The sequence below is a fragment of the Oryzomicrobium sp. genome, from assembly GCF_021287045.1.
Lineage (GTDB): Bacteria > Pseudomonadota > Gammaproteobacteria > Burkholderiales > Rhodocyclaceae > Oryzomicrobium.
The window spans coordinates 174,999-186,763 of the sequence record NZ_JAJTBG010000006.1 but is presented as its reverse complement, the minus strand read 5'-3'; the positions used below and the strand labels follow the sequence as shown (position 1 = coordinate 186,763).

The 11,765-nt window shown below is 63.3% G+C and carries 6 protein-coding genes; all 6 read right to left on the bottom strand.

Features of this window, described 5'->3' with window-relative positions; translation table 11 throughout:
* Positions 1-7 precede the first annotated feature (7 nt).
* The 6 genes from LWW89_RS08650 to LWW89_RS08625 are packed head-to-tail and all read right to left on the bottom strand — an operon-like array spanning position 8 to position 11,680.
* A complete protein-coding gene (locus tag LWW89_RS08650; protein ID WP_023093125.1) occupies positions 8-1,975 on the bottom strand; it encodes an ATP-binding protein in 1,968 nt (655 codons plus the stop codon).
* Entirely contained in the window at positions 1,972-6,375 is a 4,404-nt protein-coding gene (locus LWW89_RS08645) for a type IIL restriction-modification enzyme MmeI (protein WP_023093124.1), read from the bottom strand. Before LWW89_RS08645 ends, LWW89_RS08650 begins: the two co-directional genes overlap by 4 nt.
* Positions 6,369-7,007 carry a restriction endonuclease gene (locus LWW89_RS08640; RefSeq protein WP_023093123.1) on the bottom strand — a complete coding sequence of 213 codons (639 nt, stop codon included), beginning with the start codon at positions 7,005-7,007 and terminating at the stop codon, positions 6,369-6,371. Before LWW89_RS08640 ends, LWW89_RS08645 begins: the two co-directional genes overlap by 7 nt.
* The gene (gene drmD / locus LWW89_RS08635) at positions 7,004-10,135 is read right to left on the bottom strand and encodes a DISARM system SNF2-like helicase DrmD (RefSeq protein WP_023093122.1); all 3,132 of its coding nucleotides are present in this window, start codon (positions 10,133-10,135) and stop codon (positions 7,004-7,006) included. The genes LWW89_RS08640 and drmD overlap by 4 nt, the downstream gene beginning before the upstream one ends.
* A 21-nt stretch (positions 10,136-10,156) precedes the next feature.
* The gene (locus tag LWW89_RS08630; protein ID WP_023093121.1) at positions 10,157-10,615 is read right to left on the bottom strand and encodes a very short patch repair endonuclease; all 459 of its coding nucleotides are present in this window, start codon (positions 10,613-10,615) and stop codon (positions 10,157-10,159) included.
* A 21-nt stretch (positions 10,616-10,636) separates the two neighbouring features.
* Positions 10,637-11,680: a DNA cytosine methyltransferase gene (locus LWW89_RS08625; RefSeq protein ID WP_196641781.1), complete on the bottom strand. Its 1,044-nt coding sequence runs from the start codon at positions 11,678-11,680 to the stop codon at positions 10,637-10,639.
* Between the last annotated feature and the right edge of the window lie 85 nt (positions 11,681-11,765).

Here is an 11,765-nt window from a genome sequence, read left to right as displayed (position 1 = left end):
CGCTTCCTCAGATTGCACTCACGATCTTTTCGAGCTTGTCGAGTGCCTTGCTCTGGTCGATGTAGGCCGAATAGGCTTCCTGCGCCCCACGGATCAGGGTGTCGTAGTGGACGATGCGACTGCCCGGCGCAATGGACTCCATCGACGACTTGAGCCGATCCGGGTTGGTGGCCTCTTCATCGACCGCCTTGCCGAGGACGAAGACCACCTCGATATCCGGCGTCGCCACGTTCTGCTCGCGCAGAATCTTCTTCAGCTTGTCCACATAGGTCTGGCCTTGCTCGACCAGTTCGAGCAGACCCATCTTGCGACCGACCTTCTTGAGTTCGACGATGACGTGCTTGCCCGCGTGAGTGCGGTAGGCGATGTCGACGCGGCCCAGACGTTCCTTCTCGGTCAGGTCTTCGATCAGCACGCCTTCCGTCGTGAGGCGGGACTCCATGATCTGGCTGCCCGTGGCGCGCTCCCACGCTGGATCAAGCAACCACAGGTGGTCGAACAGGTACTTCTGGAGCACCCGTTCCTTCGCATCTTCGTCGATGATGGTTTGGAAGTCGCGGATCGCGTCCAGACGCGACTTCACGATGTCACGGTAGAGCGAGGCTTCCAGCGCATCGCGGTCGGCGAGCACGGCCAGCAGCCGGTCGGCGCTCTCCACGCTCGTCACGAACTCTTCCGTCGAGCCACGCAGCTTCATGCGCTCGAAAGCCAGGATGCCGTGCCGGTACATGAGCTTGCGGTCGTCTTCGTCGTCCAGCGGCAGCGCGCTCAGTTTGGCGATCAGCGTCTCCGCGCTCTTCTTGTATCCCTCGGGGAGCGTATCGAGCCACTCGGCGAGGGCCGGAGAGGTCTCCTTGGCCTTCTCGACCTCGTGTTTCCTGCGCCATTCGTTCCAGCGTTTTTCGAGCTGGTTGAGCCGCGATCCGAGGAACGCGATCAACTGGATGTACCGCTCGTCGTCCTCCTGCACACGCTGGCGGTCGCTGGTGGCGATGTCCGGCTGATCGTCGGCATCGAGGAAGTCCGCCTCAATCTGGCCGGTGAGGTATTTCGTGTAGAGCCGCCCGTCGTTCAGGCGGTCGAGCACGTTCTCATGGAACAGGCGACCTCGGGCGAAGACCACGATGCCGTTCAGATTGCCCGCTTCGTCGTCGTCGAGGTCTTTGGGTTTGCGCGCCGTGCCGAGCCAGCCGCTCACGCGCCACGCCGAATCCCATGCATCGAACCGCGCGGACAACGATTCGCGCTCCAGGACGTGTGAAATGGTGCTGGCCTCCGGCTCGTAGCCATCGAACGTCCAGAGGAACTGGGCTTTGGGCAGATCGCCGCGATCGGCCGCCGTGATGGGCAGGCCGTCGATCCTGATCTCGAATCCATTGGCCTGACCGATGATCGAGAAGCGCCGGGCGAGGCGCTTTCGCAACGCGCTCACCCCCTTGCCGAGGCGCTGCCGCTTGATTTCGTGCAGCACGATCTTCGTACCCCGCGTCACGGTGAGCGTTTCGCTCGCCAGTGGCTCTGGGTGGTATGGGCGCTTTTCTTGCACGGCCTCGTGAATGCCCGGCACGCTCATCCGAAATCCGTGCATGTCACCGTTCTTGGAGGACTGCACCTCGATCACATTTGCGATGGAGAATAGTGACAGCTTGCCCAGCCCCTTGCGGCCCATTGCCGGGCGACCCTTGGCGGTCCTGCGCCCATGCTCCGCGTCCTCGTCACGGCGGCGATAGCCGACACGCAGGTACTTGCCGTTCAGGTCATCGACGGACATGCCGACACCATCGTCCTCGATCTCGATCCACTCGCTGTTTGGATCGACGCGAATCTGCACGCTCGACGCATCCGCGTCCCAGGCGTTGGCCACCGCTTCCGTCAGGACCGCGGCGATGTTGCTGTAGAGGTTGATGCCGAGATGTTCGAGGACGTTGAGGTCGACGGTCATCTCGAACGTCGGCGTGGCTTGGGTTCGAGTCATGACGTCCCCTCGTGATAGTTTTCCTCGTTGCCGGGCTGGATGCGGTAGCGCGCGCCGCGCCTTTCGCCTTGGCGCTCGACACTGCCACCCGAAATCAGGGCTGTGATCGTGGAGTTCCACTGACTCTCCACGAGGCCGGTGGCGGCAAGAATGTCGGATTTGGCGTGCCAGCCGGCATGAGTCTTCAGGTATTCGACGATGGCGTGGGCTGGGCCGGCGCGATAGTCGGCGCGGGGTTCGGCAGCTTTGAAGTAGTGGCCTTCGTTGGCTGGATTGGCATCGAACCCGAATGAGGATTGCTGTGCGAGCGTGTTTTCGGTGCGTTGGGTACGTGGTTTGCGCGTGGCCGTGCCGTTGGCTTTTCTGCCGTGCAAGCCTTGGGCGACTTCTTCCTCGTAATGCTGGCGGTTCAACTCCGAAAGCCGACGCAGCACTTCGATGCGCGCGGCCTCCGAGATGGTGAAGCGGACGCGGTCGTTCTCTGGCAGATACGGCACTTCGTGGAAGCCGTGTCCGAGGTCAAGGTCATGCCAGCCGTAGGCGCGTGCGACAGAGGCGTCCATTTCACGCTGCAATGCGCGCAGCCCTTCGATGCGAGGATCGCGCTCTGTGTCGGTATGGAAGCGGTTATAGAGCTTGGTCAGGCCGATGTGATCGGTCCGCATGACTTCGCGGCGTGCCCTCAGGTACGCCTCACCGAGCGGTTCCAGGGTTTCGAGGTCATTGGGAAACGGAAGGGTCTCGAACGCATCTGACGGCGAGAACCGCAGCCGCGTTTCGTGTCGCGACGACTGTTGCCACACCCACGCCTGCCCGATGGACGAGTTGAGCAGGACTGCGAATGCGTGGGGGCTGGCGGCCGCAAAGACGACGCATTGTTCACTGCATACCACGTTATTCGGCACAACGGAGGGTCCGAAGTACTTCCCGACACGGGCTGAGACTAAGATCTCCTTCATGGGCTTGGCCTTCGAGTTCCAGCCGTCGGGATGTTGTTCGAAGTGTTGGCCGCGTCCGATGGAGTGATAGAGAGCCGGCCGCTTCTCACCGAACTGCCACCATCGTTCGGGTAGGGGCTTTCTGAGCATGAACTTCCCATTCTTGTCACGCCGCTGGCGCTCGGGCTTCACTTCATCTTCGATCCATGACCAAGGCTTTGAGTACGTCTGGGCCCGCACCTCCGGCCAGTCCCAGAAGTTGATTACCCAGCGGCTCGGGCGCTGCTCCGGGTCTGAATTGAGATCGTCACCGTTGATGTACGGAAGGATCACCTCGGCATTCTTCGGGTCGGCGTCCAGCATTCGCTGTGCCTCATCAGACGTAAGCACGAAGCCCATACCAAGTACGTAGGAGCCAATGAAAGCCTTGCCTTCGTTGGCTTTCAGCCTCTTCGGACTCCATTCCTCACGATCGGAGAGGAAAGCCGATATAAAGGGAGCCGATCGCCCGAGCAGAGAGCGTTCGCCCTGCCACTCGCCTTTGTGAACATGCACGCGACTGGTGACGACCGCCGCCTTCCCGGGCCACGGTTCGTTTGGGTAGGCTGCATGGATGACGGCACCCGCGCCGACCATCGCTTCCAACCCGACCTGCCGCGTGTCGCCTTCCGCGATGGTGTTGACCGCGAGCAGGCCGAAACCGCCACCTTCGCGCAGCAGGCTCCAAGCACGCAGGAAGAAATAGGCGACCAGATCAGCCGAGCCGCGACGCCCCTCCGCGATGTACGCGACCAGCCAATCGCGGAAGGCAGTGCCCGCGACGCCGGTGATGCGCTGTCCACCCAGGAAGGGTGGATTGCCGACGATGCCGTCGAAGCCGCCGCGCTCACGCGCGAACACTTCCGGAAACTCCAACGGCCAATGGAAGGGTCTCCGCGCAGGCTTGTCTCCGGCCAGATCGGTCGAGAGCGCAGCGACCGATCTCCGGCGCATCGAGGCGAGCACTTCGCGGTCGCCATCGATGGCTTGCCCGGCCTGGATGGTCAGTGACGCCAGCGCGTTCTCCAGCGCCGTGCCGCCGACCGATGCGAACACCTCCCCGATGAAGGCATCGGCGATGCATTCCGGCACTTCGAGCCTACGGCGCGCGTCAGCGTCCAGATGCGCCATGGCTTCCACGTCGCGGATGTCACGGATGGGCATCTCGCGCAAGCGTGAGCGCAGTTCGATGGCCTCACGCACGGCCTGCTCAACGTTCTGGCCGAACAGGCGTAGCTGGCCCTGGCCGGTGGGATTCATCGAAAGCTGGGTGAGTTGATCCAGCCGATGGATGCCGAGCAGGCTGTCGCCACAGTGCAGGTTGTGGTCGAGGAAGCCGAAGGGACGCCCCTTGGCCAGCGTCACCAGCCAGATGGAAAGCTTGGCCAGTTCGACCGCCAGCGGGTTCAGATCAACGCCATAGAGGCCGCGTTCGGCGATGAGGCGGCGGGCGGCAATGGTGCGTGTCTCGGTGTCACGCGGTAGCGCCTCGACGCTGGCGCTGGCATCCGCCACCTGCCCATCGACACCGATCGTGTGGCCCTGCGCCTCGGCCTGCGCCCATGCCTCCACCAACCGGTCGGCCAGCCACCTGCAGGCTTGCACGAGGAATGCACCCGAACCCATCGCCGGGTCACAGATCTTCAGATCGAGCAGATCGGCGGGGGATCTCAGCGCCCAGTCCGCGCGGGGCGTACCCTGCGTCGGGCCGACGTAGGCGATGGGGGTGAGCGTCTCGGCGACGATGGCTTCGGTAAGCGACTTCGGCGTGTAGTGGGTGCCGGTCTCACGGCGGTCAGAGCCGGTGGTGACGATGAAGGCCCCAGCGGGATAGACCAGCGGGTAACCCCAAGGGTCGGTGCGCACCATATGGCCGAATGGCTTGATGCGATCGCGTAGCGCCGTGTCGCCGTGGCAAGCCGTCAGCACCCGATCGGCGAGCGAATCGTCAACGGGACGAGCCAGATCGTTGCGTACGCGACTGGCGGAACTGCCGGAGCGCTGCTGGAGCAGTTCGGTCAAGCGGTCGGCACCGTCCAGCCTCGCAGATTCGAGTTCGGCCAGCGTGATCCAGGGCGACTGGGCGCTCTTGGTGGCGTCGAGTTCCAGCGTGACCTCGGCGGTGCGCTTGACGGTGCGCTCCAGCAGACCCTCATAGACGTAGCCGATCTGCTCGACGTCCAGTGCCCGATACGACAGCGTGCGCCCCTGGAATTGCTGGATGGCTTCGAGCAGCAGCAAGACGGTGCGGTTGTCGATCGGCAGCGGCTTGGCTGGGTCGGTGCGCCAATCGGAACCACGGGCGCGGCCTTCGAGGAAGGGGAAACGATCCGGATCGAACAGGGAGCCGCCCAGCGCGGGGAGGCGCAGGTTTTCGTGCTTGATGCCGCCGTACACGGCGCGGAAGACAGCCAGCAGGCGCGACCACGCATCCCAGCGACGCTCCAGAATCTCGTCGGATTCGGCGCGCAACTGCATCCGTAAGGTCGAGAGCGCGTAGTTCGCCTCGTAGCGTTCGTCGCCCAAGAGCAGTAGGCCGCGCTCTTCGGCGGAGAGCAGGAAGACCAGCCGCATCATCACCGTCAACGCCGCTTCGTAGAGTTCGGCTTCCTTCACGCCACGTAGCAATTCGCGGTCGCGATCTTGGTCGGCTTTGTCGAGCGACTGGATGAGCACTTCGACCGCGCGCCGCACCTGCTCGCCCAAGGCGTCGGTCACATCGTCCTGGAACTTCAGCGAGCGATCGAAGAGCGCGGGCAGCCGTTCGGATTCATCGACGAAGAAACGCCGGATTCCCAAGAGGTGGACGAAGGCTTGGAGGGTGATGGATTCCTGCCCCCAGATGCGCGCATACCAACTGGCGAAGGTAGTGACTGCGCCTACCGGCGCATCGACCATCATCCAGCGTTCGCCGTTGGTCACCAGCCCGAGGCGGCAGCCCGTGGCGCGGCAGAGCCTGACCATACGTTCTGCCGGTGTGCTGGCCCAGCCGTCCAGCTTCTGGGTGGCATCGAGATCGACATCCTGCCCGTAGGCGTGGACGAGCATCAGCGGCTGGTCGCCGTTGCCGACAACGGCGAAGTCCGGCAACAGGGTCACCCCGTGCTCGGGCAGATCGGCGGTCAGGTGCGCGACGCACCAATCCTTGCGTTTGAGCACGTCGCCGCGACCGTCCTCGTCGAGTTCCAGTCCACGCGACAAGACCTCGTCGATCCATGCCGCATGCAGGTCTGCGAAATGCAGATCGTCGGTTTCCAGTGCCTCGCGCCATTCGTCGTAGGCTTGCCGCAGCCGCTTGCGCTTGGCTGCATCCAGTTCTTCCAGACCCTGCGGAAAGGCTTCTTTCAGGACGGGAACGGCGAGGAAAGGGCCGGAAATCTCGACGAGCGAGAGCCAGTCGTGGTGTTGGGTCTGCGTCACCATTCAGGCTCTTCCGCGAAAAATGAGATGGTGACGCTGTCATCGGTGCTCGACCAGCGATGTCCGCAACCACAAACGATGGAGCCATGGAGTTCGACGAATGCCTTCGTCCCACAGTCTTGGCAGTGGATACGCGCGCACTTGCATCCGCGGCACTGACCTGCAAGCCACCAGAACCACGCGCCTCCATCGAGGGTGACCGCACCTTCTTGATCGAGCACGATGCAGTCGGCATCGCAGGATGGGCACATCTTCCATTTGTCAGGAACGATCAAATCGAGGGCGTCTTCCACCGACAGAAGTTCGAGGCCGCATCCAGCATGGTCAGCCTTCTTCTTGGCTGGCTCCGTCCACCCATTCGCCACGACGACGATCGCTTTGTTTGCGCCAACGGCATCAGCGAGTGCGAGGACTGACTCGACCTCTCGCACATCGATGGGAACGGCGTGGAACTTGGCATCGACGATCATCTTCAGCGGATGCCCCTTGGCCTCGATTTCGATGAGCACGTCGATTTGCCGTAGCTGGCCGGTGATCTTGTCCGGAACCATGACGTTTCTTCTGACGTTACCGAAGTCGTCGATTTGCTCGTAGAACTCGGCGACGGCCTCCTGATATTCCTGCCAGGTCATCATTTCGCCACCCCTGACGTGGACTCGGGCACGACGAAGATCACGGCGACCGGGAAGGTGCGGTCGTCGAGCTTGGCGTAACGGGATTCGATGGCCTGCGTTTCCATCCGGCGCTCGTCAGGGATGCGCGCGAGGCGCGCTTCCAGCGCGGCGATGTCGCGGCGGAGTTGTGTGCGTTCATCCTCGGTGAAGAGCGAGAGCTGTTCGGGCTGCTCGCCTTTCTTCAACTCGGACTGGATCGCCTTCTCCAGTTCGTCGAGCACGGTGCCGATGTCGTCGATTTCCTGCTGTCTGCGGGTCTGGAGCGTGTTGGCCAGGTGTCGGAGACGCTCCTTCGAACGCGCATCCACCGCTTTCAGGATGGCTTCCTGCTGACGGTCGAAGCGGACGCGAAGTGCGTCGAACAGGGACGGGGCTGCTGTGATCGGCCTCGAACCGTCCAACCACTGCTGGACGCGGGTGACGCCTTCTTCGCGGCGGAAGGATTGGTCGCGCAGGTAGCCGCCGGATACCGTCAGTTCCTCGTGCAGCCGATGATGGTTGCCACCCGTGACGACCAGCCGCGAGACGACGACCACGGCGGGGCTGTCGATGAGCGCATCCGGCACGGTGCGGACGGTGACGCGGTGCAGTTTCTTCACGTCGTCCTGCGCCCAGATCTCGGCGCGCAGCAACCGCAGGCACATCTGCACCAAGCGATGGTTCAGGTGAACGAGCACGACGTCGTCGCGGCCACTGGCGACGGCGTGGTCGAAGGTGATGGGCCGTATCCGCTGGGTGTGCGGGTGACGCAGCCCTTCCAGACATCGCGCCCAGGAGCCGGACAGCGCCGGCATCCGGAACACGCTGCCCGAGGGTGCGCCCGGTAGCTCGGCGGGTTCCAGCGGCGGACGGCCCGCCAGCGCGAGGCCGGTCTTCACGGCCATCAGGACGTGGTCGGGCGTGAGGTGGAAATCCTGCTTGGTAGTGAGGAGACGTTCGTGCAGTTTGGCGACGCGCTCCTTCAACTCACGTTCGGCACGAACGAAGTTCTTGGCCCGTGCGATCCGTGCCTCGGCGAGACGAGTGTCCAAATCCTTCAAGGAGCCTTCGATCAGACCGGACATCTGCGGCGCGATGACCGGATTGACGCTGCCCATGTCGGCGCGCATCGAGTCCAGTTTTCGCAAGGCGCGCAGGATGTCCTCGCCGTGGCCACCGACCGATGCGCCGCTCGTGTCGCCACCATCGACCGGGTGCCAGATCAGCACTTCCTTTTCGCGCTGTCCGTGGCGGTCGATACGCCCGTTGCGCTGCTCCATCACATTGGGGTTGTAGGGAATCTCCAAGTGGATGAGCCGATTGCAGTGGTTCTGCAAGTCGATGCCTTCGGACGCCGCGTCGGTGGCGAGCAGGATGCGGACGGGTGAATCCTGTGGCGATGCCTGGAACGCCGCCTTGATGGGTTCCCGTTCCTCTTGAGAGAGGCCGCCGTGGAGCAGGCCGAGACGCTCGCCGCCGAAGCCGTGGCTGGCGAGGATTTGATGCATCCACTGGTGTGTGGTGCGGTATTCGGTGAACAGGATCACCCGGCGATCGTTCCACTGACCGTCCGGCTTGAGGTTGGCCGTGAGCCAGTCGAGGATGGCTTCGGCCTTGGAGTCGGCCTGATTCCTGGCTCGCTGAGCCCACACCCTCAAGTCGTCCAGCGTCGCCCGCTGCTCCGGCGTCAGCGGCGTCGAGCGGCGCGTGGCTTCCTCGATGGCTTCGGCTTGGGCGTTCTCTACCTCCTGATCGTCGGCATAGTCTTCGTCGACTTTTAGGATGGCCTTGTGCAGAATGCGCTCCGCCATCGCGTCCGACTTCGCGGACCGTGCTTCGGACAACGATGCGACGTGCTTTTCCAGAGTGGACGCGAACGCCGCTGGCGACGAGAGCAGACGCTTCTTGAGGAGGCGATTGACGAAGGCCGTGCCGAAGCCATTACCTGATTTCTCGGCATCTTTTTCGCGGCTGGCGCAGTAGTCGTCCAACTTGCGATGAATCGCGCGCTCTTCCGCCGTGTACGGGACTTCGAGCGCCTGCAAGGTGCGCCGGGCGTACAGGGGGTTGCCGTGCGCATCGACCAGATCGCTTTTCAGGCGACGGATCATCACCTGACTTAGGCGCTTTTCGTCGGGGAGGATGTTGCGCGCGAAGCGCTGGTCGTCGAGCAATTCCAGCAGCGAGGTGAACGACTCGGTGTAGCCGTTGTGAGGTGTCGCGGTCAGGAACAGGCGATGCTGGAAGTGCGGGCCGATGGCGCGGACGAAGCGTGTGCGCTGGCTCTCCAGCGCGTAGTGCGCGCCTGCGGCGGGCGCGACGTTGTGTGCTTCGTCCACGACCAGCAGGTCGAACTTGCGCGGATGGCCGACGTGCGGCGGGATCACGTCGCGCATGGCGCGCAAACCCTCGCCGCCCTTGGCCCAATCCATCGACGTGATGAGGCGCGGATGCGACGTCCACGGATTCGCGTGGATGCCGCGCTCGCGCCGCAACCGTTTGATGTAGTCGGTGTCCACCACGCGGAAATCGAGGCCGAACTTCTCCAGCATCTCGACGCGCCATTTCTCCTGAAGCGACGCAGGGCAGACGATCAGGATGGTGCGGGCACGGTGCCGCAGCAGCAGTTCCTGAATGACCAGACCGGCCTCGATGGTCTTGCCGAGGCCGACGTCGTCGGCGATGAGCAGATTGACGCGAGCCATGTCGATGGCTCGCACCAGCGGATCGAGCTGGAAGTCCTCGATGCTGACGCCGCTGCGGAACGGCGCTTGGAGAAACCCTCGGTCGGCGTTGGTGGCGGCGCCCCACCGCACGGCGTCGAGGAAGGCGTCGAGCATGCCCGAATCGTCCTGCCCCGTGACCGAGGGCAGGCCCGCGCGTTCGATGACCTGGGCACCCGGCTCGATTTCCCAGACGACTTCCAGTTCCTCGCCGAGACCATCTTCGTCGATCGACGATAGCGTCACACAATGTTGGGGAGTGCCGGTATCCAGCCGAGCGGCATCGACGTCGGCCACCACCCACTGACGACGGCGCACCTCGACCAGTTGTCCTGGCTCAGGCCTCGCGCGATACGTCTGGGCTTGCTGCTCGGTTTGGACCTCCATGCGATTGCCATCTCCCCTTTTTCAGTTTTTCGCATTCACGCCGGACGACGAAACGCGACGCTGTGCGTCGACCGTGGCGATCACGCGCGCGACAGCTCTTGCCGCCTCGGTCGGTGATTCGTGCGACCAGAATCGGAGTACCGTCCAGCCGACGGAGCGAAGCCGCTCATTCGTGTCCGCGTCCCGCTTCCGGTTCGCCTCGATCTTCTGCTGCCAGAACTCCGCATTCCGTTTCGGCCAAGTGGCATGCTCGGGGCAGCCATGCCAGAAACAGCCATCGACGAAGATGGCGATCTTTCGCCCGGGAAACGCGATATCCGCGACGCGACGGGGCTTCCTCAGAACCTCGTAATCGATCCTGTAGCGCAGACCGATTCGATACATCTCCCTCCGCAACGCCACCTCCGCATCCGTCCCTTTCTGCCTCACCTTCGCCATGCGGCGACTGGTATCGGGTGACGAGGGCAGGAGTTGCGGCATAGAGCGGTCCTCGTCAGTCCATCACCGAGCCGTGACCGACGCGAGGTGTTGGTTGATGCTGCGGGCGATGGCGCGACCGAGATCGACGGGAACCGCGTTGCCGATGAGCCTCCCGAGCACCTTGAAACTCACCTCGCCATCCGGCGGGATGAATGCATAGTCGCGCGGGAAGCTCTGCAAGATCGCGGCTTCCCGTAGGGAGATGGCTCGATCCTGCTCAGGATGACCGAAGCGACCGTTGCCGAACCCGTAGCACTGGGTCGTCATGGTCGGCGCAGGCTTGTCCCACTCCATGCGCCCATAGACGCCCGGATAGGTGCGCCCGCTCTCGGCGCGGTGGCATTCGGCGATCAAGTGTTTGGGCCAGTCGCGCCAAGTGCCGCCGGGCTTGGAGACCTTGATCCGCTTGAGGTTCGTTTCGGACAGCGTCGAGGTGACGTGCAGTTTGTCTCTGGGCGCGGACTCTCCGGCACTGAGCGGTCGCAAGTGCGCGATGGCCTGTCGAACGGTTTTCGGTTTCTCGTGGGTGGGCGGGATCATCTCGATGCTGCCGTGCTTAGAGGCCAGCAGCACCATCCGCCGCCGCATCTGCGGGACGCCATAACGAGAGCTGTCGACGACATCGAACCAAACCTTGTACCCGAGCCGTTTCAGCGTATCCACGAAGTCGTGGAACACCTCGTGCTTGGCGACGGTCGGCACGTTTTCCATCGTGATGACATCGGGACTGGAGCCCTTCGCGAGGCGAGCGAATTCATACAGGAGGCCCCACTTGCCATCTTTGCCGTCTAGCTCGTAGCGCTGCGCGTAGGTCGAGAAGGGTTGGCATGGCGCGCAGCCCGCGAGAATCGTCAGATCGGCGTCACCGAACAACGCCTTCAGCTCGGCGATGGTGACCTTACTGATGTCTCGCTCCACGAATCGGGCCTGGTTGTTGGCCTCATAAGGGAAGCGGCAGGCGGGGTCCATATCGATTCCGGCGACGACAGGCACACCCTCCAGAACGAAGCCATGCGTCAATCCGCCTGCACCGCAGAACAAATCAACACAAGAAATTTGTGTCACATCAAACCTCCCCATTTGCGGGCATGTTCCGTTGTCCGATCCATGCGGCGTAGGGTCGGGAGCCATGCGTAGTACTGGCTCTGAT